This is a genomic window from Desulfopila sp. IMCC35008 (genome assembly GCF_010646885.2).
Classification (GTDB): domain Bacteria; phylum Desulfobacterota; class Desulfobulbia; order Desulfobulbales; family Desulfocapsaceae; genus Desulfopila.
In genome coordinates, this window is record NZ_CP050700.1 from 3356321 (window position 1) to 3382184 (window position 25864).

Consider the following 25864-nt stretch of genomic DNA (forward strand, 5'->3'; position numbering starts at 1 on the left):
AAAAGTGGTGTCTATATACCTTAGTTTGATTCGGACATCAAGCCTGTTTTTTGCCCGTTGTCTCTTTTTCTTTCTTGAGTAGCAGGATCTCGTTATCCACTGGGCTCATTGTGGTGTCGGGGATGATTGTTATCTCAGTATTATAGCGGCTTTCATGCTCCTGAATCTCATGTCTTTTCTGGTTAAGCAGGTATTGGGCCACATCCATCGGAAAGCGACATTCAACTCTTTCGACATGCTTTCTACTGGCGCCTGTCTGAATTCGACGCAGATAGAAAAGAGCGAGGGTCTCTACCGATCGAACGATTCCCCTGCCCTTGCAATGTTTACAAACCCTGTAATTGCCTGCTTCAATAGGAGCGCCTAGCTTTTGTCGAGAAATCTGCATCAGGCCAAATTTTGAGATCCTGCTGAAGTCGACCTTCGCCTTATCCCGCTTCATGGCAACCTTCACCTCTCGCTCCACGTCCCGAATATGCTTTTTATTGCGCATATCAATAAAATCAACAACGATCAGGCCACCGAGGTCCCTGAGACGCAGTTGCCGGGCAAGCTCGCTGGCTGCTTCCATATTGGCCTGATAGATCGATTGTTCAAAGTTTTTCCCCTTACTGGTCGAACCTGAATTCACGTCGATAGCAACCAGCGCCTCTGTTGGATCTATAACAATTGATCCTCCTGAGGGCAGGTTCACGTGAGGTTGATAGATAGATTCAATCTGATCTTCGACACTGTACTGATTAAATATCGGACGTGCGCCCTTGTGCAGGCGAACTTTGACATTTCTGTGCTTTGACGGGAGCAGGGAGATAAACTTGTTAACCTGATCCCTGGCCTCATCAGCATCGACAAGGATTTCCTCAATATCAGGATCAAAGTTTTCCCTTAAGAAACGAAGAACACTCTGGTGGTCCTCATAGACCTGGCCAATTCCTTCCAGCTCCTGGGCTTTTTTCTTGATCTCTTCCCAAAGACTGAGAAGGTACCCGACATCACGAGCCAAGGCTGTTTTTGTGATATCGGCGCTGGCGGTGCGAACAATCCAGCCGATACCTTCAGGGATGTTCTGGGCGCTCATAGCGGTTCGAAGCTGCGAGCGCCTCTCTTCACCGGATATTTTTCGGCTGATACCAGACGAGTCCGAACCAGGCATCAAGACAACGCTTCGACCCGGCAGAGAGAGGTAGGTGGTCATATTGGCACCTTTCCTTCCCACTTCCTCTTTCACCACCTGCACCAGTACATCCTGCCCCTTTTCAACGACATCTGTAATACTCAGCTTTTTCCATTGATGCTCATCTACAAGCTTTTGAATGGTAGCACTGAGTTCCTGTTTGTAGTACTCAGGGTGAATTTCGCTAAACGGTAAAAAACCATTTTTCTCAGTGCCGTAATCAACAAAGGCGGCCTGCAGGTTCGGCTCAATGGCGACGATGCGCCCTTTATAAATATTATTCTTGGTCAGAGTCCGGTTAATAGTAGAAACATGAATAGACTCAAGCCGACCGTTTTCAAGCAAGGCCAGACGACACTCTTCCGGTTCCTCAGCATTGATGAGCAATTTGAGTACGACTTTATCTTTCTGAGCCCCTGTACCTTTTACGTCCGTATCAGTCTCATCTGGAAGTTCACCTGCGTTTTCAGTGGGCTGTGTCTCAGGTTCTCCCTGATCTTTGGCTGATTCATCTTGAGATTGTTTGTTGTCGGCCCCTGAGGTTTCACTGCTGTCAACGTTATCTTTTTTGGGGCTTGCGGGCTTTTTCCTACTGCGTGGTTTTCTACCGGCAGGCTTTTTCCTGGGCTGGGCAATAGCCGCACCAGTTGAACTTTCATCGTTTTCAGTGGTCGGTGACTCCGCAGGCAGGATTTCAGCAGATTCTCCAACAGGTGTCTCACCCTTGACAGCACTGCCACTTGTATCTGCAGGAGAGTCTGCCGGTTTTCTCCGGCCTCTGGTGGACGAACTTTTCCGTGGTGAACGCCCAGTAGTTTTTTTAGGCGAAGAAGGCGTCTCGGATCCTTTTTGTTGTTTCTCTACCTCTTGAGCGTTTTCATCACTAACAGCAGAATCGGTCGTTACAGCTGGCTTCACACGTTTTGAGCGACGTGCCGGTGCTGGCTTCTTCTTTTGAGAGACAGGCTTCTCCGCTGCCTGCTCATCAGGCTCCTCAGCTGTCGTTTTGCTTTTGACCGGGCTACTTTTACGAGGGGTTCGTTTTCGCCTTGCAGCAGGTTTTGCGGGGCTCTTCGGGGAGGAATCGTCCTGCTCCTCAGCAGGCGTAGGGGTGGCTGAAACCGGTGTTGAATCCTGTTCTTTCTCTACTTCAATTACAGTACTTTTCCACCATGCTCCTGTTGTTGCCTTTATCTTGGTATTCTTCTTTTCTTCTGTCTTTTTCTCTTCAGTCATAAAAATTCCCTGCCGAAGCACTGTACTTCAATAGCACAAGAGTGCTTCGCACAACGTCTTCCTCAACCGCGTTATTCAATGCTGCGCATGCAACAACACAGTTTCAGAATACTTTTCGGTGATGTCAGTATATTAAACCTTTAATCCACCACCATCTACGACAGCCACTCACTCAAATCACCTCCCACGGCAATAGAATATTTGTTAGTACCGAATCGGGACCCGGCAGGGAGGTTTTGATAAAACAACTGTCTCCAATTTCTTTTTTGAGGATACAACATCCTCCCGGTCATTAAAAGTTTGACGACCTGACCGGCTTTATTAAACGGCCCCAGTAGAACCGAAAAATCACTCCTCATGATTCAAGAAACACCCTGTTATCCATTTACATGATAGGCGCTTCGGTTTGTAGATAATCGCCCTCCGACTATCGCATTTCAGCAGAATATTTAGATAGTAAAATGAGGAAACCTCACAGACGACTTTTCAACTGAGTCAAGTGAACCATAAACCTGACGAGTCTGGAAAGCGTATTTCCCATACTCTTTTTTATGAAAATTTCACGAAAAGAATATGTAAGGCATTAAATAAGACAAATCAGTCTTATAATCAAGGTAAATCTATGACTTTAAACTTGACACTCAACGAGTAGAAACGTACACTTCACTGTTTATATAATTACAATTTTCATATTGAATTTGTGTCCATCATCAGATGGATCGATAAAACACCTGGATCAAAACTGTTACCACGTCATATCGCTCATCATATAGCATATGACAAAATTCTCATAAGGAGCATGCTGTGACATCCCGCCCGGTACACTTAACTGGATTAAAAACGTATGTTGCCACTTGTGCACTTTCTTCTCTACTGCTTCTTCCGGCACTTGCTGATGCGGAGTCTGTTTCAACGTCCGAATGGAATATATCGGCGGACAAAATAACCAGATATGAGGATCCTCAGTCGATAGTCGCCGAAGGAAATATTATTCTTGAGAAGAAGGTTATGATACCTCCCAAAGTAGAAGTTTCTCAGGAAGACCTTACATCTTGGGACGAACTTCTCGGAGAAGAGATTGAAAAAACTGAAATCACAGCTGCCGAAGTAATTGAGCAAATTGATGCGGAAGCTCTCTACGAAATAACCTTTCATATCGAAGCAGACTGGATCGCCTATGACGTAAGCAAGGAGGAGATCAAGGCTAGGGGCAATGTCAAGGTCGTCAAAGAGGACGACACCCTGCTGGCCGAATCGGGCAAGATTGACCTCAACACTGAAACCGGTTCGTTTACCGATGCAGTTATCATACGAAAAGAAGATGACCTGCACCTGGAAGGGAAGGTTATCGAGAAGACAGGATATAACACCTACCACATTGAAAAAGGCTGGGTTATCACCTGTAAAATCGAAAACGGTGAAACACCGCCCTGGAGTTTTGGCAGTTCCGACACAGTGATCAAGGAAGGTGGTTATGCGTTCATGAAACATGCCACTTTTAACATCAAGGGAGTGCCAGTCTTTTATTCACCATATATGGTGGTGCCGGTAAAGAATACCCGCCAAACAGGTTTTCTTCTTCCTGAGCTTTCCCAATCCGACAACAGCGGCTTCGGTTTCAATATCCCCTTTTTCTGGAACATTAATGATTCGGTGGATATGACGTTTTTCCCCGAATATTACACCGACCGTGGTTTTATGCCTGGTGCGGAGTTTCGTTACGTAAAAGACACCTTCTCAAAAGGTTCAATAATCGGAAGCTACATAAACGATGACAAGACGGACCCTTCTGAAACAGAGTATTATGAAGACACTGGTTTCACCCATACCAACAGTGATCGGTACTGGGTTCGTGGTAAAGCCGACCACACCTTTGCCAACGACTGGATAGCCAGGGTTGATCTGGATGTTGTCTCCGACCGGGATTACCTTACAGAGTTCAATAGTGGTTATACCGGCTTTAAGGAAACAGACGAGAGATACCAGGAGGTTTTCGGCCGTGGCTTTGACAACCGAACTGACTATACAAGAAAAAACACACTCAAGGTAGTAAAGACCTGGGGCGGTCAGACTTTTGAAGGCAGTTTTTTGGCCGTAAACGATACCAAGGAAGAAGATGTTGACTCTGAAGAGCTCTGGAAGCTTCCATCATTAACCTATAAAGGTTTAGTGCCACTTGGTGATACCAGCATGTCTTTTGAATGGAACGCTGATTATGTCAATTACTGGCGTGAAGAAGGCGTTGGTGGCCACCGTGTCGATATTCGTCCCGCACTCAGCTCCTCTATTCCTCTTTCACCATACCTGGAATCTCGGGGTGAGGTTGGGGTCAGGGGTACCTATTACATGATAGACACATTCGGGGATGCTGTCTGGGAAAAAGACGACACCCAGGATAGATTACTAGCCGACGCCGAGTTTGAAGTGGCCACGACCCTTATGCGGGCATTCGATACGGATGGAGATGCTGCGAACGACTTCGATCACCAATTCAGACCATACGTAAAATACAACTATATTCCCGATGTAGATCAGGACGATCTGCCTAACTTTGACGGCGTGGATGATATAGGTGAGGCAAACCTCATCACCTATGGTATTGACAATTATTTCAATGCATTCTCTGATGAGATTACACGTCAGATGGGTTTTGTGAAAATCTACCAGAGTTATGACCTGCGCAGCTCTGAATCTGACGAACCATTTTCTGATGTGTCACTCAGGATTAACCTTATTCCGATAGAGCGCCTCTCCTTAGTCTACGAGACTGATTTTGATACGTATGGGGACGGTTTCGTCAAGCACCGCATAGAAGGTTATTATACCAACTCACGCGGTGATTATTTCAGCCTTGATTACAGCTTCAACGACTCAAGTGATATCGAGCAAATCAATGGCTACCTCAAGGCTGCCTTGTTTGCGAATTGGTATGCCGAGCTTGAACTTGAACATTCCATCTCTGAAGATGAAACAAATGTGGCTAATGTAGGTCTCATGTACCAGGCACTGTGCTGGTCTGTGGAGTTCCAGACACGTTATACCCCGGAAGAAACCAAGTACCTGCTGGTTTTCAACCTGGCGAATATCGGAACACCACTGGGTATAAACTACTAACTTTATCCGCATGCCGACCCATTACGACATTTTCAACGGTGATGCGGACGGCATCTGCGCCCTGCATCAGTTGCGCCTTGGAGAACCAAAGTCTGAGGCGCAACTGATTACAGGTGTCAAACGCGATATCCGACTACTTGCCAGCCCCCACCTCGAAAAGTGCCATAACTGTACTCTCACGGTTCTTGATGTTTCCCTCGACAGTAACAGGTCAGACCTGGAGAGATTACTCTCAAACGATAATCGAATACGCTATATCGATCATCATTCAGCCGATCCAATCCCGAAACATCCGCTTCTCACCAGTACGATCAACACCTCAGCAGAGGTATGTACCTCGCTCCTCGTCAACGAGATTCTTGACGGCATGTTTGCAAGCTGGGCGGTATGTGGTGCCTTTGGCGACAACCTGCACAGTTCAGCCGACAGACTCATCAGGAAGTACAGCACCACCGATAGTGATGCTCTTAAATTCAGGGAAATAGGGGAACTGCTCAACTACAACGGATATGGGAGTTCACTCGAAGACCTGCATTTTGATCCGGCAGAACTGTACCGATCTGTTTCCCATTTCGAGGATCCGCTCATTTTTTTCCACGAAGCAGAAGAACTGTCTACTTTGCGGGAAGGTTTTAAAGAAGATGCAGAGCGTGCCTCTTCCATAACCGAACACCCTACCAAGGGGAAAAACAGGGTTTTCTTTTTTCCGGATGCATCCTGGGCAAGGAGAATTTCCGGCAACTTCAGTAACAAACAGGCCCGTTCCAAACCCGAATCCGCCCATGCCCTCATTACTCACAATCCGGATGGGACACTGCGTATTAGTGTGCGGGCTCCACTTGCCGACAGGAAAAACGCCGATGTTCTCTGCAAACAATTCCCCGGTGGTGGCGGCCGGGCAGCAGCAGCCGGAATAAACAGCCTGCCGGAAACCGAGCTGGATAGATTTTTTCAGACATTCAACAAGCTCTACTCCTGATTGAATATTCCATCACAACTCCACACGATGGTCAATGTCAGAGACTCTACCCCTCAACAGAGCAAAACAAAATATCCGATTGATGAGACGACTCGTTCTTGCCCTTATTGTTGCCCTGGTTTTCAGTAGCTGCACAAGAAGTCCTGTACGGCTTCTTCCCGAACAGGATTATCCCATTTTCACCGATGATTACAAGCGTACATCCCTGCTTCAAGTCGCCGAAAGTCAGCTCCGCTATATCAATTCACTTCCGTCAGACCATACCACTTCAGTCCTTGATAAAAGATTTACCAAATCGCAACTTGCAGACTCACTCAAACTCTTTATAAGGATAGTCAGGGACACACCAGGAACCCTGGAACTCAACAAGCAAATCAAAACATCCTTTCATGTTTTTAAAGCCAGCGGCAAATCCGACAGGTGGTTTGGTGAAATGTTAGCCACTGGCTATTATGAACCGCTTTTTGAAGGGAGCCTCTACCCTGACTCAACCTACAGGTACCCACTTTACAAGCGACCTCGACAACTGATATCCAGACAGGAAAACAACACGGAAGGAAAAAACGATACCTTGGTCGGTCGACTTGACCCAGAAGGGCAATTCATCGAATTCTGGAGCCGTTCAGAAATTGAGACAAAAGGATATCTCCGGGGCCAGGAACTGGTATACCTGAAAAATCGTTTTGACGCCTTTCTGCTGCACGTCCAGGGATCAGGCAGAATTCGCTTGCCCGATGAAACTATTCAAACCGTAAGGTTTGCAGGGCATAATGGTCACACCTACAACTCTATTGGAAAATTACTGGTCGATGAAAATAAAATGACCTTAGCTGAAGCGTCTGTACCTGCTATACGAAGCTACCTTGATGCATACCCTGAAGATATAGAAAGAGTTCTTCATCATAATCCACGATATATCTTCTTTACCTGGGGCGATAGCAGCCCCCCCAGTGGCAGTATGGGTGTACCACTTACCGCCGGAAGATCTATAGCCATTGACCGCACTACACTTCCTGCAGAACTTATTGGTTATCTCTTAACAGAAAAACCACAGATCGATTCGGACGGCACAATCCTCAAATGGGTACCACTTCGCCGATTTGTCATGCCTCAAGACACTGGAGCCGCCATCAAGGGACCGGGGAGGGTCGATTTATTTCTCGGTAGTGGCAAGTATAGTGAAGTAGCTGCAGGTAACATGAAACAGACGGCCAATCTCTTTTTCCTTATCGCTAAAGATTGACCATCAGGGACATCTAATATGGACTACCGCCCAGTCATTACCTTGACTACTGATTTTGGCCTTGCCGACGAATTTGTCGCATCCATGAAAGGCGTTATCCTCTCTATTGCGCCCGAGACATCCATTGTAGACATCAGCCATCTCGTAGCACATGGGAATATTAAAGAAGGAGCATTCCTGCTGCAGCGCACATATCCTTTTTTCCCAGCTGGAACCATACACTGTGTGGTTATTGATCCGGGGGTGGGAACTGACAGGCACATCCTTGCCACAAAAAGCACGGGCCAGGTGTTCGTTGCGCCGGACAATGGGTTGCTCAGCCCAATCCTTCGGGATACGGATCGCCTCGAAGCAATTCATGCCGTTACGAACAGATCTCTATTCAACACTCGTGTATCTAATACTTTTCATGGCAGAGATATCATGGCACCCGTTGCAGCCCATCTGGCAGCCGGGCTCAATATAAAGGAAGTTGGTGATCAACTGACATGTGGTGATTGTGTTATAGTGCCGCAAATAAAAAGCAAGATTCAATCCAGCAGACTCATAGGTGAAATAATCCACATTGATAGATTCGGAAATATATGCACCAATATCACCCTCTCTGAACTGGCCAACCTCTCCCCCACCCATGACATAATCGTCCACGTTGGATCGTATAGCATCAGCGGAATGACCAAGAGTTACGGGCATGTCGGCGACGGTGAACTACTGGCTCATTTCGACAGCCACGACCATCTGGAAATAAGTGTATCGGGTGGTTCTGCGGCACTCCTAACAGGCAGTCGCCCCGGTTCAATCGTTACCGTAGAACAACGTAAAAGCCACCATTAACCCGAATTTCTCACAAACATTTTACCAAAATCTTTTAAAGCATTCTGATGGAAGCCCATGAGCCTAAATATAGCCAACTCGGATTTTGACAGAATCTTCACCGGAGATCAGTCCACCCAGCTTAACCACGCAACAATTTAAATCTTTGCCAAAAATCAGGGAACGACTTGGCCACACAATTTTCCCCGGTAATCTTTACTCCAGGTACACGTAAACCAGCCACCGCAAAACACATGGCCATGCGATGATCTTCATAGGTCTCAATCTCAGCTCCGTGCAATCCTTCGCCACCATTACCGTGGATTATCATTGAATCCTGGAATTCCTCTACCTTAGCCCCCATCTTGGAGAGTTCCGTCACCACCGCACTCAAGCGATCGCACTCCTTGATCCGGAGATGCTCTATGTTTTTTATCTCTGTCTTACCATTGGCAAAGGCAGCTACAACAGCCAGGGTGGGCACGACATCAGGCATGTCACCCATATCGACGGTTATCCCCTGCAGAGGGTTGTTTGCCGTTACTGTAATTCCACCCTTTTCACTTGTGACATCACAGCCCATCCGCCCCAACAAGGGGACCAGCATGGCATCTCCCTGAAGGGAAGGAACAGGGACATTGGTCACTGTAACCCTGCCGCCGGTTACGGCTGCCGCAGCCCAGAAATACGAGGCATTGGAAGCATCACCTTCAACCTGATATTCCCTTGCGGAATAACACCCCTGTGGTATGGAAAACCAACTGAAATCCGGTGAGTTTTCCACATAGATGCCAAAATCTGCCATCACAGCCAGTGTCATGCCAACATAGGGTTTGGAGAGGACCTCCCCCTCCACCCGCAGAACGGCTGGTTTCTCAGCATAGGGTGCCACCAGCAGCAACGATGAGAGGTACTGGCTCGATTTCCCTTCCGGTAAAACGGTTTCACCACCAAGCAATCCTTTCGCTTTAATATTCAGCGGGGGACAACCAGTGCCATGAACCGATTGAATGTCAACCCCCCATCCCTGCAATGCCTGCATAAGAGGGCCGATAGGACGCTCATGCATTCTCTTATCACCATCAATAACAAAGTCGCCCTTCCCTAAAGATGCAACAGAAGTGAGAAAACGGGTGGCGGTACCGTTATTCCCGAGATAAATGGGATTATCACCAGGTTTAATCACCCCACCCTGCCCCTCAACACTCCAGCCATCATCCCTTTTTTCCATGGTAACCCCCATCTCGGCAAGTGCCTTGGAGGAATACTCAGTGTCCTCACTTTTCAGGGGACCAAGCAACCTGCTTGTACCTGATGCAAGTGCTGAAGCGATAAGGGCTCGTTGGGTAAGACTTTTAGAACCGGGTACGGCAAGTGCCGCATCAATATTTGGTAAAGGGGTTATTTCAATCATGTTCGTATAATCGCAAGTAATGTTTATTTGTTTGCAGTGGCATTCAGCAGTGTATCTCTCATCAACTCAACAGGGGCGTTGCGGCCAGTCCATAACTCAAACTGGGCAACGCCCTGATAGAGAAGCATTTCCAACCCTGAGACAATAGCACAGCCTGCTTCAGCAGCCTCTTTCAGCAATCGGGTTGTCAGTGGTGAATAAACAATATCCATGACCACCCGGTAACCACAAAGGCTTTCCTTTGCCACCAGGGTTGCATTTTCATGGGGATGCATGCCTACCGACGTTGCGTTCACCAGGATGTCCCCGCTCAGACTATCCACATCATGCAGTGATACCCAATCGCAGGCCAGTACTGCAGCCAGATCCCTGCCTCGTTGTTCGGTGCGACTGCAAATCGTAACACCCGCCCCGGCCTCAATAAGGCCAAAGCCGATAGCCCTGGCCGAACCACCAGCACCAAGCAGGATGACCTCCTTGCCTGCAAGGGAAATTTCAAGTTCCAGTGCTCGATTTGCCCCAAGCCAATCCGTGTTCATGCCATGCAGTTCTGTTCTCCCTTCAGACTGTACCCCAACGATGGTATTTACGGCCCCTATCTTTTCGGCAACCGGGTCGATATAATCCAGGAAAGCCATAATCGATTGCTTATGCGGTATGGTTACACTCGTGCCGCCAATCCCTAACCCCCTGACCCCTGTAATGGCTGATTCCACATCTGTCACGGGAAAAGGAACATAGACACTGTTTATCCCAAGCGCCTGAAATGCACGATTGTGCATGAGTGGGGAAAGAGAGTGACGGACGGGGTTGCCTATAATACCATAGAGGAGCGTTTCACCATTTATCTGCATACCAGCACATACCTATTATTTACAAATTATTTTCAGGGTAGAAGTTGCCTGGTCTGTCGATACAACCTTTACCGAATATGTCCGAGTGCAGTGCCTCTATAATCGATGCCTTCCAGCAAGAACCCTTATTCGGCTCTCTTCATGTCCCTTGTACTCGCCATATTTCCAAACAGGCCTGTTGGCAAGAAGAAAATCAGTTTCAGACTCTGAGATAATTCCAGTTATATACGGGTTATTCGTCGCATCAAACGGGATTTCAATCACAACACAATACGCTTGAGCGTTGCACGTCTTTGCCAGAACAGCTTGCGATGTTTAGGCAGCAACTGCGGCATAAACTCTGGCCTTACCGGCATGTGCACCCATAGACATTGTCATCATACAATAAGCGCACCTATCAGTTCCCTTACAGAGGACAACTGTTCGTCCTGAACGTATTTGCTTATCCCTTCCACCACCTCTTCACTGGCTCTCGGATTGGTAAAGTTGGCTGTCCCAACCTGGATGGCAGTAGCACCGGCCAACAGAAATTCAAGAGCATCTTCGGCAGTTTCAATCCCACCGATACCAATAACCGGAATGGACACGGCCCGAGAAACTTCATGAACCATCCTGAGTGCGACTGGTTTTATAGCAGGTCCGGAGAGTCCCCCTATAACGTTAGCAAGTTCGGGACGCCGGGTCTTGAGGTTGATTGCCATACCAATAAGGGTATTGATAAGTGAAACGGAATCTGCCCCTCCATCCTCAACAGCTCTGGCAATTTCAGCAACGTCCGTCACATTTGGGGATAACTTGACAATCACCGGAACACTACACACCTCTTTAACCGCTTTTGTCACAGTCGCAGCCATCTTTGGATCACCGCCAAAGGCTACACCACCGCATTTCACATTGGGACAGGAAATATTTACCTCTATGCCCGCAACGCCTTCTACACCTTCCAGGCGTTTTGTAATTTCCCTGTACTCCTCAACTGAACCACCCAGTATATTCACAATCACCGGGACATTAAGCCCGGCAAGGTAGACCATCTTCTCTTCTATAAAACGTTCAACACCAACATTCTGCAAGCCTATTGCATTGAGCATGCCACAGGCGGTTTCCACTATCCTGGGCGGAGGATTTCCGGCTCTGGGAAAGAGGGAGATCCCTTTAACAATAACTCCCCCCAAACGGTGAAGGTTCATCAGGTTTTCAAATTCACGGGCATAGCCAAAGGTGCCTGATGCTGTCATCACTGGATTATCAAGATGGATACTACCGATTTTCACCCGCAGGTCCGGCCCATCCACACTATTCTTTACAAACTCCATACCATCTCCTCTGCATCAAAAACCGGACCGTCAAGGCAGACGTGAACATATCCCCCATCAGCGGCAGTCCTGTTGCAACCGAGACACGCTCCCATACCACAGGCCATAACGCTTTCAACTGAAACCTGACAACGAAGGCCATGTTTTTTGCAGTAGCCGGAAACTGCTGCCATCATAGGTTCAGGGCCACAGGCAAAAACTACTGTGTCGGCAGGCAATTGAATGCTGTTCAAAACATCCGTCACATTTCCGTGCTCGCCATATGTACCATCATCTGTGGTAGCAATTATCTTAAGCCCCATCTGCTGAAAATCCTCAATCAGCGGCTCAACCTCTGTTTTCGTACGTCCTCCAAGAACCAGCGTGTCATTGCCACACCCTTTCTTTACCCGACAGACCTCTTTACATAAAAATAGCATGGGAGCGATGCCAAGGCCGCCCCCAACGAGACAGACAGGTGCCTTCTCCGGGATCCTGAAGCCTTTACCAAGGGGACCGAGCACTGATAGTTCCTCTCCCTCGCGGACGTGGGCCAACAGGTCAGTACCTTTACCAACGATCTTGAAATAGATCTGGATATGACCGCTGGAATCTGTCTGGTGGATGGAGAACGGTCTCCTGAGAAGCGGGTCCATACCTAAGGCTGTTCGGATCATGACAAATTGACCTGCTTGGGCCTCAGCGGCGATTTCCGGTGCCTTAAGTGTTAAGCGCATGTTTTCTTCGCTAAGTCTCTCGACACGGGTTACTATTGTTTTTTCCTGATATTGTGGCATAGTTACAGGTTGATTCGTTATGAGATGAGTTGTGTTTTTTTCAGGATTCATTCCAGGTTACCTTGAAAAAACAGCTTATTGTTTCAAACTTCATCTGCATTCAAAACCTATACCTCAGGCAGATAGTTCGTAAACCGAGGATGAAGTATTGCATAGCAGGATGCAGTTTGGCGTATTTGCAGTTTTACAAGGTGGCCTTTATTTAATCACCAGACCATATCATGATCCAGCCAGATTTCTTCTATATAATTTTTGCAATACTGTTCGGTGCCATTGTCGGCAGTTTTCTTAATGTTGTCATCCTTCGACTCCCACTCGAGGGCAGCTCTGTTGTCTTCCCCGCATCCCACTGCCCGAAATGCATGACACCACTTTCATGGTATGAGAATATACCTGTAATAAGTTATCTTGTCCAACTCGGAAAATGCCGACATTGCAAGACATCGGTCTCGATCCAGTACCCGGTTGTTGAACTCCTCATGGCCCTGCTCGCTGCAGCGATTGTCCACACCTTCGGTTTAACAATTGCGACTGCAGGATATTTTGTGTTTGCTGCTGCCCTCGTAGTAATCATCTTTATCGATATACATCACCAGATAATCCCTGACGTGATCAGTCTACCCGGAATAGTTGTCGGTTTTCTCTTTTCCTTAATCAACCCACATGTCAACTGGCTCGACTCCCTTATCGGGATTGGAGCTGGTGGTGGTGTTCTCTATCTTGTGGCACTATTCTATTATTTAGTGCGTAAACAGGATGGCATGGGTGGTGGGGATATCAAACTATTAGCTATGCTTGGTGCTTTTCTCGGTTGGCAATCACTGCCTTTTATAATCTTTGTCAGTTCATTAAGCGGCTCTATCATAGGGATAGCAAGTCTTGCCCTGCAGAAAAAAGACTCACATACCCGCATCCCTTTCGGCCCCTTTCTTTCACTGGCAGCTTTTGTTTATCTCTTTTTTGGAAAACAGATCCTTTTCTACTTCAACCTTTACCTCCAGGGCCAGTGGCCATGATCCCCGGACGCAGGAGATAATAAGGCATTTACGAAGAAGAAACAAGCTTCTCGCCTAACTCACGTCCCTTTTGTGCTGCCAGTTCGTATTGTTCAGGGGCGTGTCCATAACGAGGGTGTTTTTTTCTAAACCAAGACTCCTCCCCCCTCGGCAAACGACCCAACAGCTTCAGGCATAAACCTATTGTCTTCCAAGGTTCTTTACCAGAATGCTTAAACACAATGGGATCCAGAATCTGTCCCCCGCACTCCCCGATCATCTCCTTGAGACAATTAAAGTGCATCCTCCAATACGTTCGGCATGATATGAGGGGAATGATGTTTTTACCCCTGACAACGTCTCCGGCAAAAGCATCAAGGTAGTAGAGCACAGGACCGGATGGGAAAAACGACCATGTTGGACCACCAAGAATTATCAGGTCCCAATCAACATTTTCAGGATACGATGGAGCCAGCACAGGAGTGCGACTGCGGAAATAAGATGAGACCATGGTCTTGAACATGGACCAACTTGAGGTAAATGGCAGATCGATCTTCACAGCAGGCTCCAGCCGCTCCAACCAGACAGACACACCACTCTCCTCCAGACCGGCAGCGAGCTGTTGTACAAGCCGATTTGTCTGGCTGCTGAAAGAATAGTAGACAATTAATACCTGTTTAGGGTTCAAAACAAATCAACCTTTTTACGCTATGTCAGATCTTATCCACACATTGTGCAAAAAAAAAGAGCCTCCCGTCAAGGAGGCTCTTTTGCAAGAATCTATGCAGAGAAGCTCTTAATGAACTTCTGCATCAACCTTGATGGCTATCTTGTACAGGATTGTAACAAGCATAAAACCGGTTGCCCAGATACCAAGGGTGATACCGATCTCATTTGCAGTCGGATAATACTCAACGATCTCATGTAACGGGTTAACCACCAGGCCGCCCATAACAAAACCGAGACCTTTATCAAGCCAGAGTGCAACAAAAATGGCGATACAACCGATGGCCACCAGCAACTCATTGTCCATCTTGGCTATCTTCATGTATCCAAAGAGGCCGAGACCACCGAAACAGAGCACGACGGACGTCCACATAAACGGTACCAGATTGTTGTACACGTGTCCATGATGCTCAAGGCCAAAGAACAGATATTGAAGTGAATGTTTGTGGCCAGGAATATTTGAATACCAGCCCACGAAGAATTCCAGAAGAACGAAGAAGGCGTTGATAATAGCGGCGTACATGATGATGGTCGTCAGCTTATTGACCGCCTCTTTACCACAATCAAAGTTGGCAACACGCTTCATTATCAGACAGGCCAACACAATGAGAGCGGGCCCGGCCGCAAAAGCGGAAGCGAGGAATCGCGGGGCTGTGATAGCGGTAAGCCAAAAATGGCGGCCCGGCAAACCACAATACAGCATGGCCGTTACGGTATGAATGGAAACCGCAAAAGGAATAGAAAGATACACAAAAAAGTATACCCACTTTGGTGGCTTGACCTGCTTTTTCTCTGCAGTGAGGATAACCCAGCCGCAGATTACGTTAAGACTCAGGTACCCCAGCAGTACAACCATATCCCAAAACAGCATGGAATTTGGCGTCGGATGCAATATCATGTTCAGTCCGCGAAGCGGTTGCCCGATATCCGCCATAATGAACATCAGACACATAATGATAGCGGATATTGCCAGAAACTCACCCAGGATGGTAATTCGTCCAAATACTTTATAATTATGAATATAGTAAGGCAGTACCAACATCAACCCTCCAGCCGCAACACCAACCAGAAAGGTGAATTGTGAAATGTACAGACCCCATGAGAGATCTCGCCCCATTCCGGTGAGCCCCATACCATATACAAACTGCCTCAGGTAGCAGACAGCTCCTATAGCTACAAAAGCGCCTAAGAATGCCAGCCACATCCAATAGGCATTATTGCCTTTCAATGCTTTTTCAATCATGACACCCTCACACTATGTAAAAGACTGACGGTTTCGTTCCAAGAGAAGGCTTCCTCTGGATCGTATGCTCCTTGTCGAGGACCTTCCTGATCTCGGAATTCGGATCGTTCAGGTCTCCAAAGACAATAGCGCCTGCTTCCTTGACCGCTTCCACACATGCAGGCTCCTGCCCAAGTGCGAGACGCTCACCACAGAAATTACATTTCTCGACGACACCACGCATGCGGCTCGGAAAGTCCTTGTTGTACTCTTCGATGTGCGGACGAGGATCAAACCAGTTGAAGCTCCTGGCTCCATATGGGCAACCCATCATACAGAAACGGCAGCCGATACAGCGGTGATAGTCCATGGCCACAATACCTGTTTTTTCCAATACAAAGGTTGCCTTAGTCGGACAGACCCTTACACAGGGAGGTTCGTCACAGTGGTTACACAGGACGAGAAAATCACTTTCATTGGTAGTTTTCGAGGCGTGGTAGTTTGAATGCTCGGGAAAAGCATTGGCAAACGGGGTCTTCCAAATCCACTTGATCTCGTTTTTCTTGTCTTCAAAATGCGGGATGTTATGTACTTTGTTACAAGCGTTCACAGCTTTATCCATCAGCTCAGGCTTGCCATAAAGCTTCCGCATGTCGATAACCATGCCCAGTCGGATACCCTGGGGTGCCTCTTCGACCGCTCCATGGGCTGCTTCAGTTGAGGCAGCAGCGTTATGGGCATCATCATTCCCGTGACCTGTCGCCTGGGAAGAGGCAAACGAAGGTTCGGCAGTCAACTTGACAACCGCAGGGGCGCTGATGCCGGCAAGTGCTGTAACACCGGCCATCTTCAGGAATTTTCTTCTTTTCTTATCCATTAGTGCGTCTCCTTCTTCGAATCTGCCTCTTTTGGGGTCAAGTGGCAATCCCAGCAGAATGGTTTAACAGATGCGTAATCATGACAGGTATCGCAAAATTTCTCTTTATTGCTATGACACTCCATGCAGGCCATCTGCAATCCTTTACGATACTCTTTACTGCCCACCTTAACGTACTGCCTGTTACCGTCACGCAGGACATCGTCACGCCACTCATTGAGTAATTGCATATGCGTGTCACGCATCTCACTGGCAGGAGCCACACAGGCTTTTTCACCACCCGGCGGCAATTCCGGCTTCGGTACGGGACCGGCCGACAATCCGTTGAACCAGACAGGAAATGTTACGAGGATAACAAAGATTGCCAACCCCGGTATTACTGTTTTCTTATTATACATGAGTCATACTCCTCTATTCCGGTCAGGATTAAAATACCATTGTCCGCAGGCCTTCTTCGAGGTTGGCCCGGTTTTCGCCTTCATTCTCCTGAACGATGGCGTTGGCAACCAACTCGGTAAGTCCACAGACACTGACATTCGGGGTCCAGTAATCAACAAGTGACGTCAAAGTTGCCCTATCGATGGCGCAGACACAGGCGAGAGTGTTAACACCGTACTTCTCTTCGACGTACTTAACAGCGTTGGCCCGAGGATATCCTGAACGCATGCGAAGTTCCATGATCTCATCAGTATTCAGGCCTGTTCCTGACCCGCAGCAGAAGGTCTGCTCACGGATAGTGTTTTCCGGCATTTCAACCCAATCAACAACATGGTCGAGAACGTACCGTGGCTCGTCGAGAAGCCCCATGGCCCTTGCGGTATTACATGAATCATGCCAAGTCGCTTTTACATGGCTGTTCCTGCTTTTGTCAAACTTAAGTTTGCCGTGCTTGATCAGATCCGCAGTAAACTCGGTAATGTGAATCATCTTTGTTGAGGCAGCATTCTCAAAAACGGTTCCGGTAATCGGTGACTTCGGAACCTCGAGGAAATCAGCAGGGCCATTCATGGTATCCATGTACTGGTGAAGTACACGCCACATATGCCCACACTCACCGCCGATAATATGTTTCACTCCAAGACGTTCTGCTTCTGCATACATCTTGGCATTGAGTTTTTTCATGGTCTCATTATTGGTAAACAGACCAAAGTTACCACCTTCAGAAGCGTAGGTCGACCAGGTGTAATCGAGGCCGATAGCCTCAAAAAGAATCATATACCCCATGGCTGTGTACAATCCAGGCTCGGCGAAGACGTCAGCAGATGGAGTAATAAAAAGTACCTCGGCACCCTTTCTGTTAAAGGTAATATTCGGTTTGATACCGGTCAGGTTTTCCACATCATCTACGAGGAACTCAACATTGTCCTTGAAGGTGTGTGGCTGCAATCCCATATGGTTACCGGTACGGTTGGAGTTGGAGGCAGGCTCCAGGATCCAGTTGATACCGACACCCACAAGGTGCAGCAACTCACGCAGCATCATGGTGACTTCCGCAGTATCAATGCCGTACGGGCAGAATACGGAACAGCGGCGACACTCGGTACATTGGTAGGAGTACATGAACCACTCCTTCAAGACACCGACGGTCATTTCACGACCACCGGCCATCTTACCGAGAATCTTGCCTGCCCAGGTAAAATCATTCCTATATACTGAGCGGAGTAACTCGGCCCGCAGTACCGGCATGTTTTTAGGATCACCGGTACCGAGATAGAAGTGACACTTGTCTGAACAAGCACCACAACGTACACAGCAGTCCATGAATATTTTCAGGGAACGGAACTTATCCAGACGTTCCTTAAGACCCTGTAAGATAATATCTTTCCAGTCTTCAGGAAGTTTCCAGTCATCATCTTCCGGAGACCACTCACGGGCGTTCGGAAAATGAAGTCCTTTCTGGCTGTTAAGATATTCGACTTTGTCCTTTTTGGCAGGGTAGGCGTAATTGCCCGGCTTGAAAACGACGGGGATATCCATCCAGTCCTGGGTGGGAATTGCCCCGGTTGCCATGGATGGTCCCTGCACTACGCTTTTCGATAATTGTTCTAATTTTGGAACTGACATCGCTATTGATCCTTATAAGCAAGTATTGGGATTAAATTATTCCTCATCCGTTTTAGGAGGCAACTCCTTTTCTACCGGCAGACCTGCATCGACCATGAATTCACGGAATTCATCCTCATATCCTGCATAGGAATGAGGAAGAATACGCGGATTCCACGGATTGATATGCCGAACTTCACGGGAGTTGTTCTTCATGTTACGAGTCGGACTCATGAAGACACCACCTGCGTGCATCAGTTTACTAAACGGGAAGTAGGCGAGCAGTACACAAACAAGGAAGAGGTGGATGTAGAAAATCGATCCAATCTCAGCACCTATGGTCGGATGCAAGGTGACAAGACCTACAGCCAGCTGCTTGATATTTACGATATCAATGTCTGTCCTTAAGAAATACCTCATCAGGATTCCGGTCAATGCAACACCGAAAAGAAGAAACAGCGGAAAATAATCGTTGGCGAGCGAAATATAACGGACTTTGGCATTGCTCAGCCTCCTGGCAAACAGGAAGAACAGACCGGCGACAATTCCAACATCTGACATATACCAGGTGGGCGCACCAACCTGGAACAGTCCGTCACCAAATTCCAGCCAGTAGATCCAATCCGGTACAGGGTTGAGGAACAACCGCATGTGGCGGATCGCTATCATGAAAAAGGAATAATGGAACACGATTGCAAACAGCCACAACCACTTGGATGATTCGTAGGTGATTTTCGGTCCGTCATGCATTTCTGCATGAGTGTTTCGGAACAGAGACCTGAAACAGAAAATCTCCAAAGCCATACGGGCGACAACCTGAGTGGTAGTGTGGGGAGCCTCAAGTTTGTCATGCTTGATAAAATCAAGCGATTTTGCCTGTCCGCAGGTGGTCTGAATCGAGAATGGAACCGGAGACTTAGCCCAGCATACAACCCGATTAATAAAACCGCCCAGGAAGACCGCAATGGCCAGATACGGAAGTGCAACACCGAATAAATATTGCATTCCGGGTATCTGGGACCCCAGCCAGGCAATCACTACCAGGGCAATGACTGCCGCAAATGATAAGGCGTACTTCATGTCTTACCTCGCTTCAATTGAACTGTGTTTTTGGAAACCACACGAAAGCCCGACTATCTTTCGCACAGAGACCAGTTAATTACTCTTTACCGATATAAAATTATCCTGCGGTGTTTCCTGCAGGTTTTTCGACGGACATTTCGAATCTGTAAGGATATGGCTACCTGATTTCAGCTCATTGATACGGACCTGGTAAAGACGCTCCCGGGATTCCATATAAACATCAAACGCCATAAGCAATGCCAGATCTACAGCAAATTCAAAATCATACAGATCCTTTATAAAGACGGACCGCTCCTTGTCTGCTGCCAGAATATCCCTGGTAATATGCTTGACCGCGTTTAACGGAGCGACGGCCTGGGATGGTGTAAACTCCTGAACAGCCCGCAATCTCATGATCTTGTCGATCGGCATTCTGAACTCTTCAGAATCCATTCCCTTTGAGAGCAGGACAAAAAGCTCATCGAGTCCTTCCCTGATATTTACACCCGTGGGATTTGCAAACTTATCCTTCTCCTTTAAAAAGAAGTCGGATGACTTATACGTAGATAGGGTGTATTCCACCCATTGATCGACAATTTTCTTGCGATAATTCCGAAACGCTTCTGCAAGATCGAGATCCATGCCCTTCCAATCCTATTATCTTAAGTAAGAAATCTGATACATTGATCGTCACCCTGATCATGCACAAAGGCCTATTGTGCAAAATGAATGACCATTCACAAAAGCGCACTTCTATCATCTTTCCGGCGCTTTTTCAAGACTATTTTTCCGGACTGTAAGTGGTGGGAAATCGATCAGTTCTGCTCCAAAAACCTGGTTTCTATATCATTTTTGCCAGTTCAGGATATCTATTGCCACCCGCCCCGCTTCGAGCACATACGGATCTTCACGTACATCTTCAAGCCACTCCTCGTGCCTTTGTTCCGATGTCAGGTCAGCATTATCATCGTCATCATCGCCTGATTCATCTTTCCGATACTTGCCATAGTGTTCGCCGATCCTCTCTCTGGCCAGCCTCGCCTCTTCTCGTTTGGCACGCATATCATCGATATTCATGGAAAGCAGGGTATCTTCGGCCCTTTTTGCCGCTTTCTCCATTTCCTGCCTGATGATAATAAAGCCTTCATCATCTTCGACCCTTTTGAGGCTATTTTCACGAATAGTATCAAGTGGCAGTTTTGATGTAACTTTTTCATATTCAACAGATTCGATTGAATCCCAGGGCAGGGAATGTTCCAGGTAGCGTTCACCCGACTCCACATGGGCGAGCAGACTCGGTAAAACGATATCTGGTTCCACCCCTTTGTATTGGGTCGATCCACCGGTAACCCGGTAAAATTTCTGGATCATCACTTTTAATGCACCGAGATCATCATACTTCTTGATATGCAGGAGGGGAATATTCTCGTTCAAATCGACAATTGTCTGGACTGTCCCCTTACCGTGGGTATGGGCACCACCCATGATGACAGCACGACCGTAATCCTGCAATGCACCAGCTACAATTTCGGAAGCGGAAGCAGAAAATTTGTTAACCAGCACAACCAGAGGGCCGTCCCATTCAACCCCGAAATCCTCATCACGCAGGATACGAACATTGCCGTTGCTGGTCTTCACCTGAACTACCGGGCCGTAATCGATAAACATGCCGGTAATCTCCACCGCGTCAACCAGGGCGCCGCCCCCATTATTACGCAGATCAAGGATGATTCCCGAGATACCCTGCTCCTTGAGTTTCTTGAGTTCCTTTCGGGTATCGTCACTCGAATTACGCCCTCCCTGGGCACCATTCCTGGAAAAATCCCGATAAAAACTCGGAATAACTAGATAACCTAATTTTTTCTTGTTCCCGTCCTCAATGATGCCGCTCTTGACAAAGGTCTCTTCAATCTGCACCACATCCCGGACAATAGGGATAACTTCCTTTACACCGTCATGCTTTTTGACTGTGAGCCGCACCTCGGATCCTTTCGGCCCACGAATCAACTGAACAGCATCACGAAGACGCATATCTGTCACATCAACCGGCTCACCATCTTCTTCTGCAACCGCCAGGATAATATCCTCTGCAGAGAGCCTGCCCTGTCTCGCCGAAGCGCTGCCAGGAATAATTCGGACAACTTTTATAAAGCCATCCTCTTCACGCAGCAGGGCCCCTATCCCTTCAAGGCTTCCCCGCATGTTAATATCAAACTGTTTTTTACTGGCCGGGGCTATATAATTGGTGTGGGGGTCGAAAGCCCGGGTCACCGCATTAAAAAAACGGTCGTAATGATCCTGAAGTGTTTCCTGGTGCAGCCGGTGAAAGAAGTTGCTGTTTCTTTTGGCTATTTTTTCGCGACTCTCTTGCCACAACTCCTTATCGCTTTTTTTCTCCTTTTCATCCTTCTGCTCTTCCTCAAGGTCAAGGAACTGGTTATTGAGCTGAACTCGCAGGATATGACGCCATCTCTCCCGTAACTGTTCCAGGTCTTCGGGATAATCAAGTTTATCAGGATCAGTCTGATAATCCCCCCCCTCTTTGGGATCGAGATCCTCTTTCAGAATATCCTCAGCAATTTTCTCGACCTGTCCGATCCGCTCGTTTAAGATATCAAAACCGGTACCGGGCAGGGAAATTGTTCCCCTGTAGAGGTTATCGTCTATATGGTCAGCAAAAGAACGTAACTGTTCCACGTCTGACTTCAAGAGGAATCGTTTCTGGTAATCAAGCTGCTTGATATACAAATCAAAGGCATCGATGGCCAGGGCATCGTCAACGACTTTTTCGCTGAAATGCATGGCGGGGAGCTGACGACTGATCATCAAACCAATAAAACGGTTTCTCTTCTCATCAACCCCGGCCTGACCCTGGTCTGCAAACACAGGAGAACCTGCCAGAAAGGCAACAAACAAACAGACGACACAAATGGACAGCAAACGATAGAATTTCATAAGAACAATTTTGGAAGCAAAAGGATACAATGCAATAACCAGTTGGATTGACTACCACACCATCAACAACGATTCATACCAGACCCACTGAACAAATACTATAACATAACCGGGTGCCATGAAATTATTACAATCTGAAATAAAAACCTTCATCAAGGAGCGGGACTGGCAAAAATTCCACTCCCCGAAAAACCTCGCGATGGCACTAAGTGTCGAAGCATCTGAACTGGTTGAGATTTTCCAGTGGCTCACACCAGCTCAAAGCAGCAAGCTCTCCCATCAACAAGTCGAACATCTCGAGGAAGAAATCGGCGATATCATGATCTACCTGACGACACTTGCCACATCGTACGGGCTTGACCCCCTGACTGCCGCCAGGAAAAAACTTGAAAAGAACAGGATAAAATATCCAGCTCCCAATCAGTAAAACTAAGTCACGACCGGTCCCGGCAGAGTCTTCCCAAATGGCAGGGTAAATCGTCCTCTACAAGTCCGAGCACTCTGGCAAAACAGCTTAGTTCCTCAAACGAGCAATTCACCACTGAATCTTTGCCCTGCTTTTTCACACGTACCTGTTCAACCGCCAGGAAAAGCATAAGGTTTGCAGCAACTTCACCAGCAAAACCGGGATCTTCAAGCTGCTGCCTACGGCAAAATTCTGTGTATCGATGATAATTCACGATTGATCGCCGGATACCACGATAGCTTGAACTACTACAGTTCTCATGCTGTAAATCACGCAGGACAATTTCACGATAACGCTCAGCAGCGGCCTCTTTTAGCACCTGTGCCTGCTGGTCTTTAAGAGTGAGATTCGGGCCATCCGACGACTCCGTGAGATAATGAAGTGATGAGTGAAAGGCAATTTCCGGGATTTCACCTGAATGACGAACAACATACCACTCGTTGGCGACATAATCATCCACGTTCTTCACTGTCAGCCCCTGTCTCCAGCCCGAAGACCTGACGTACCGTCTCAACCTTTTCCTGTGTAGTATCCCGGCCCTGACAGCCTTCGTTTTTTAAAAACATGAGTGGTCCGTGTAACATTTTTCCGGTAATGGCAGACGCCATCTTTTCAATAGATCGTCGCTCCTTATCACTGAGTTCGGTCATCCTGCTCAAGGTCTTTGTCAATTCGGCCTGGCAGATCTCATTAGCCCTGTTACGCAACTCCATAATGGTCGGGGTAAGCGCCATTCCTTCATACCAGCGCTGGAACTTTATTGCCTCTTCATCCACAATCCTGGTCGCCTTGGCCGCCTCCCGGTCGCGCTCGCTGCGGTTCATCTCCACGACCTGGCTCAAATCGTCTATGTCGTAGAGAAAAACATTCTCCAGGTCGTTCATCTCCGGGTCGAGATCACGCGGCACTGCAATATCTATAAAAAACAAGGGTTTATTTCGGCGAACACGCATCACCGGCTTGACCTGCTCCTTTTTTAGGATAACATTGGGGGCACCGGTCGAGCTGATAATGATGTCAGCTTTTTCAAGCTGAATGACAAGTTCCTCAAATGAAACTGCCTTACCATCAAACTGCTGGGCCAGATCCACTGCCCGGGACAGGGTTCTGTTGGCAACAGTGACAGATTGTACGCCCTGCCCGACAAGGTGTTGAGCCGCGAGTTCTGCCATCTCTCCTGCCCCAACCAGCAGCACATGTTTATCTGTAAGATTTCCGAAAATCTTACGGGCCAGTTCAACTGCGGCGGAACTGATGGAAACGGCAGATGAACCTATTCCGGTCTCAGTTCGAATCCTCTTGGCAACGGAAAATGACTTATGTAAAAGCCTATTTAATAATGGCCCTGTACAATGACTTTCCGTTGCGTAACGGTAGGCCTCCTTCAACTGCCCCAGGATCTGCGCCTCCCCCACCACCAGTGAATCGAGACTGGCAGCCACCGAAAAAAGGTGATGAGCGGCATCTTTTCCCGAATAGATATATACATATTCGCGGCACTGCGATATCTCTATATCATTCCCGAACAAGAAGCGGATGAGGCTCTCTTCCACTTCGGGACTATACGCTGCGACAACAACTATTTCTACACGGTTACAGGTTGAAAGCAGATACGACTCACGACATCCGGGAAGTTTCCGTAACCTGGCAAGCGGTTCTTCATAGCCACCTGAAAGAGCGACCCGTTCCCGCACCTCGACAGGTGTGGTTTTATGATTTAGACCGAGAAGGATAAATGTTTCATCCGCCATATGTACTGCTACCTCCAAGCGGATACATAACACCCCAAAGGGTAAAGATGACAATACCAAAGCCTATAAGGGTGAGAACAGCCGCTCTCTTGCCCCTCCAGCCCGCGGTAAATCGCTGATGGATCTGAAGCAGGAAAACAAACCACGCAACCAGCGACCAGATTTCTTTGAGGTGCCACTGCCAGTAAACACCCCATGCCTGCTTGGTCCATAACGAACCTGTTATCATGCCAAGGGTGAGAAAGACAAAACCAGTGGTGAGGCAGTGATTGTTCAACTGATCAAGGGCATCAAGAGATGGTAACCGTGAAAAGAAATAGCCAAACCTCTTCCCCTTCAACTCCCGCTCCTGCAGCAGGTACATGATAGAACCGCAGAAAGCGAGAGAGAAAAAGGCATATGCCAGAAGTGATGTACCTGCATGAACGGGGAGCCACGGGCTCTGCAGAACGGGTTTAAGCGGTACGATATCACGTGAGGCAAAGGCTGCAGCACAAAGCAGCAACACAATCAACAAAGACACGAATGTACCGAAATTTTTGACAGTATAACGCCACCGAAAGCTGAGATAGGCCCATGTTGCAGACCAGGCAAAAAATGAGACCGTCTCATGTTGGGTGGTAATCGGGGTATAGCCCGCCAATATAAATCTCGAACCGATATAGAGGGTTTGCAGGATACCGGACACCAGCAGCAGTATCCGGCCAACCTGTCGTACTTTCTCTTTTTGCCCGATAAAAAAGACCAGGTAGAGAATGCAGGACAGTATAGCAGTCCCGAATGCCCCCTGGAAAAAAAGATAATTTAATTCATTGATCATATGTTCTGCCTGGTAGGAAGTTCAACCA

The 25864-nt window shown here is 47.7% G+C and carries 22 protein-coding genes; 6 read left to right on the plus strand and 16 right to left on the minus strand.

Going from position 1 to position 25864, the window contains the following annotated elements:
- Positions 1-37 precede the first annotated feature (37 nt).
- Complete coding sequence (locus GA520_RS14645; protein WP_163340152.1) at positions 38-2410, minus strand: Rne/Rng family ribonuclease; 2373 nt, start codon at positions 2408-2410, stop codon at positions 38-40.
- A gap of 804 nt (positions 2411-3214) precedes the next feature.
- On the opposite strand from GA520_RS14645, the gene GA520_RS14650 reads away from it, so the two are divergent.
- Genes GA520_RS14650 through GA520_RS14665 form a run of 4 tightly spaced genes read left to right on the plus strand, consistent with a single transcriptional unit; the run spans position 3215 to position 8580 of the window.
- A complete protein-coding gene (locus GA520_RS14650) occupies positions 3215-5524 on the plus strand; it encodes an LPS-assembly protein LptD (protein ID WP_163340153.1) in 2310 nt (769 codons plus the stop codon).
- Positions 5525-5534: 10 nt separating this feature from the next.
- A complete protein-coding gene (locus GA520_RS14655; protein WP_163340154.1) occupies positions 5535-6503 on the plus strand; it encodes an acetyltransferase in 969 nt (322 codons plus the stop codon).
- A 34-nt stretch (positions 6504-6537) separates the two neighbouring features.
- Positions 6538-7746, plus strand: coding sequence for a murein transglycosylase A (locus GA520_RS14660; protein ID WP_163340155.1), 1209 nt, complete (start codon positions 6538-6540; stop codon positions 7744-7746).
- An 18-nt stretch (positions 7747-7764) separates the two neighbouring features.
- Complete coding sequence (locus tag GA520_RS14665; protein WP_163340156.1) at positions 7765-8580, plus strand: S-adenosyl-l-methionine hydroxide adenosyltransferase family protein; 816 nt, start codon at positions 7765-7767, stop codon at positions 8578-8580.
- Between the two features lie 121 nt (positions 8581-8701).
- On the opposite strand, the gene aroA is transcribed toward GA520_RS14665, so the two are convergent.
- The 4 genes from aroA to GA520_RS14685 all read right to left on the minus strand — a co-directional run bounded on the left by aroA (position 8702) and on the right by GA520_RS14685 (position 12970).
- Positions 8702-9973, minus strand: coding sequence for a 3-phosphoshikimate 1-carboxyvinyltransferase (gene aroA / locus GA520_RS14670; RefSeq protein WP_163340157.1), 1272 nt, complete (start codon positions 9971-9973; stop codon positions 8702-8704).
- A 23-nt stretch (positions 9974-9996) separates the two neighbouring features.
- On the minus strand, positions 9997-10827 hold the full coding sequence (locus GA520_RS14675; RefSeq protein ID WP_163340158.1) for a shikimate dehydrogenase: 831 nt from the start codon (positions 10825-10827) through the stop codon (positions 9997-9999).
- Between the two features lie 377 nt (positions 10828-11204).
- Entirely contained in the window at positions 11205-12122 is a 918-nt protein-coding gene (locus tag GA520_RS14680; RefSeq protein WP_163340243.1) for a dihydroorotate dehydrogenase, read from the minus strand.
- 8 nt (positions 12123-12130) lie between these two features.
- Entirely contained in the window at positions 12131-12970 is an 840-nt protein-coding gene (locus tag GA520_RS14685; RefSeq protein WP_240910251.1) for a dihydroorotate dehydrogenase electron transfer subunit, read from the minus strand.
- Between the two features lie 170 nt (positions 12971-13140).
- Between GA520_RS14685 and GA520_RS14690 the strand changes: the two genes are divergently transcribed.
- Positions 13141-13935, plus strand: coding sequence for an A24 family peptidase (locus tag GA520_RS14690; RefSeq protein ID WP_163340159.1), 795 nt, complete (start codon positions 13141-13143; stop codon positions 13933-13935).
- 28 nt (positions 13936-13963) lie between these two features.
- Here the strand turns inward: GA520_RS14690 and GA520_RS14695 are convergent, their stop codons facing one another.
- From GA520_RS14695 to GA520_RS14730, 8 genes are all read right to left on the minus strand, one after another.
- Positions 13964-14602, minus strand: a complete 639-nt coding sequence (locus GA520_RS14695; protein ID WP_163340160.1) for a hypothetical protein — start codon at positions 14600-14602, stop codon at positions 13964-13966.
- A gap of 108 nt (positions 14603-14710) precedes the next feature.
- Positions 14711-15883, minus strand: coding sequence for a sulfate reduction electron transfer complex DsrMKJOP subunit DsrP (gene dsrP / locus GA520_RS14700; RefSeq protein WP_163340161.1), 1173 nt, complete (start codon positions 15881-15883; stop codon positions 14711-14713).
- Between the two features lie 7 nt (positions 15884-15890).
- Positions 15891-16739 (minus strand): sulfate reduction electron transfer complex DsrMKJOP subunit DsrO, encoded by an 849-nt coding sequence (gene dsrO, locus GA520_RS14705; protein WP_163340162.1) that lies wholly within the window; start codon positions 16737-16739, stop codon positions 15891-15893.
- Positions 16739-17137: a sulfate reduction electron transfer complex DsrMKJOP subunit DsrJ gene (gene dsrJ / locus GA520_RS14710; RefSeq protein ID WP_163340163.1), complete on the minus strand. Its 399-nt coding sequence runs from the start codon at positions 17135-17137 to the stop codon at positions 16739-16741. The genes dsrO and dsrJ overlap by 1 nt, the downstream gene beginning before the upstream one ends.
- A 28-nt stretch (positions 17138-17165) precedes the next feature.
- Positions 17166-18803, minus strand: coding sequence for a sulfate reduction electron transfer complex DsrMKJOP subunit DsrK (gene dsrK / locus GA520_RS14715; RefSeq protein WP_163340164.1), 1638 nt, complete (start codon positions 18801-18803; stop codon positions 17166-17168).
- Positions 18804-18839: 36 nt separating this feature from the next.
- On the minus strand, positions 18840-19862 hold the full coding sequence (gene dsrM, locus GA520_RS14720; RefSeq protein ID WP_163340165.1) for a sulfate reduction electron transfer complex DsrMKJOP subunit DsrM: 1023 nt from the start codon (positions 19860-19862) through the stop codon (positions 18840-18842).
- A gap of 75 nt (positions 19863-19937) precedes the next feature.
- Positions 19938-20486, minus strand: a complete 549-nt coding sequence (locus tag GA520_RS14725) for an RsbRD N-terminal domain-containing protein (RefSeq protein WP_163340166.1) — start codon at positions 20484-20486, stop codon at positions 19938-19940.
- Between the two features lie 204 nt (positions 20487-20690).
- Positions 20691-22799, minus strand: coding sequence for a carboxy terminal-processing peptidase (locus GA520_RS14730; protein WP_163340167.1), 2109 nt, complete (start codon positions 22797-22799; stop codon positions 20691-20693).
- Positions 22800-22917: 118 nt separating this feature from the next.
- Between GA520_RS14730 and GA520_RS14735 the strand changes: the two genes are divergently transcribed.
- Complete coding sequence (locus GA520_RS14735; protein WP_163340168.1) at positions 22918-23226, plus strand: nucleotide pyrophosphohydrolase; 309 nt, start codon at positions 22918-22920, stop codon at positions 23224-23226.
- 7 nt (positions 23227-23233) lie between these two features.
- Here the strand turns inward: GA520_RS14735 and GA520_RS14740 are convergent, their stop codons facing one another.
- The 3 genes from GA520_RS14740 to ccsA are packed head-to-tail and all read right to left on the minus strand — an operon-like array spanning position 23234 to position 25836.
- Positions 23234-23734 (minus strand): hypothetical protein, encoded by a 501-nt coding sequence (locus GA520_RS14740; RefSeq protein ID WP_163340169.1) that lies wholly within the window; start codon positions 23732-23734, stop codon positions 23234-23236.
- Positions 23718-25016, minus strand: coding sequence for a glutamyl-tRNA reductase (gene hemA, locus GA520_RS14745; protein ID WP_163340170.1), 1299 nt, complete (start codon positions 25014-25016; stop codon positions 23718-23720). The genes GA520_RS14740 and hemA overlap by 17 nt, the downstream gene beginning before the upstream one ends.
- Positions 25006-25836, minus strand: coding sequence for a cytochrome c biogenesis protein CcsA (gene ccsA, locus GA520_RS14750; protein ID WP_163340171.1), 831 nt, complete (start codon positions 25834-25836; stop codon positions 25006-25008). The genes hemA and ccsA overlap by 11 nt, the downstream gene beginning before the upstream one ends.
- Positions 25837-25864: the final 28 nt, after the last annotated feature.

Coding starts and splice junctions, on each gene's coding strand:
- GA520_RS14675 (WP_163340158.1), bottom strand. CDS start 10,827: ATGCAGATAAATGGTGAAACGCTCCTCTATGGTATTATAGGCAACCCC.
- ccsA (WP_163340171.1), bottom strand. CDS start 25,836: ATGATCAATGAATTAAATTATCTTTTTTTCCAGGGGGCATTCGGGACT.
- dsrP (WP_163340161.1), bottom strand. CDS start 15,883: ATGATTGAAAAAGCATTGAAAGGCAATAATGCCTATTGGATGTGGCTG.
- hemA (WP_163340170.1), bottom strand. CDS start 25,016: ATGGCGGATGAAACATTTATCCTTCTCGGTCTAAATCATAAAACCACA.
- GA520_RS14735 (WP_163340168.1), top strand. CDS start 22,918: ATGAAATTATTACAATCTGAAATAAAAACCTTCATCAAGGAGCGGGAC.
- GA520_RS14730 (WP_163340167.1), bottom strand. CDS start 22,799: ATGAAATTCTATCGTTTGCTGTCCATTTGTGTCGTCTGTTTGTTTGTT.
- dsrO (WP_163340162.1), bottom strand. CDS start 16,739: ATGGATAAGAAAAGAAGAAAATTCCTGAAGATGGCCGGTGTTACAGCA.
- dsrK (WP_163340164.1), bottom strand. CDS start 18,803: ATGTCAGTTCCAAAATTAGAACAATTATCGAAAAGCGTAGTGCAGGGA.
- GA520_RS14685 (WP_240910251.1), bottom strand. CDS start 12,970: ATGAATCCTGAAAAAAACACAACTCATCTCATAACGAATCAACCTGTA.
- GA520_RS14665 (WP_163340156.1), top strand. CDS start 7,765: ATGGACTACCGCCCAGTCATTACCTTGACTACTGATTTTGGCCTTGCC.
- dsrJ (WP_163340163.1), bottom strand. CDS start 17,137: ATGTATAATAAGAAAACAGTAATACCGGGGTTGGCAATCTTTGTTATC.
- dsrM (WP_163340165.1), bottom strand. CDS start 19,862: ATGAAGTACGCCTTATCATTTGCGGCAGTCATTGCCCTGGTAGTGATT.
- GA520_RS14690 (WP_163340159.1), top strand. CDS start 13,141: ATGATCCAGCCAGATTTCTTCTATATAATTTTTGCAATACTGTTCGGT.
- aroA (WP_163340157.1), bottom strand. CDS start 9,973: ATGATTGAAATAACCCCTTTACCAAATATTGATGCGGCACTTGCCGTA.
- GA520_RS14645 (WP_163340152.1), bottom strand. CDS start 2,410: ATGACTGAAGAGAAAAAGACAGAAGAAAAGAAGAATACCAAGATAAAG.
- GA520_RS14725 (WP_163340166.1), bottom strand. CDS start 20,486: ATGGATCTCGATCTTGCAGAAGCGTTTCGGAATTATCGCAAGAAAATT.
- GA520_RS14655 (WP_163340154.1), top strand. CDS start 5,535: ATGCCGACCCATTACGACATTTTCAACGGTGATGCGGACGGCATCTGC.
- GA520_RS14660 (WP_163340155.1), top strand. CDS start 6,538: ATGTCAGAGACTCTACCCCTCAACAGAGCAAAACAAAATATCCGATTG.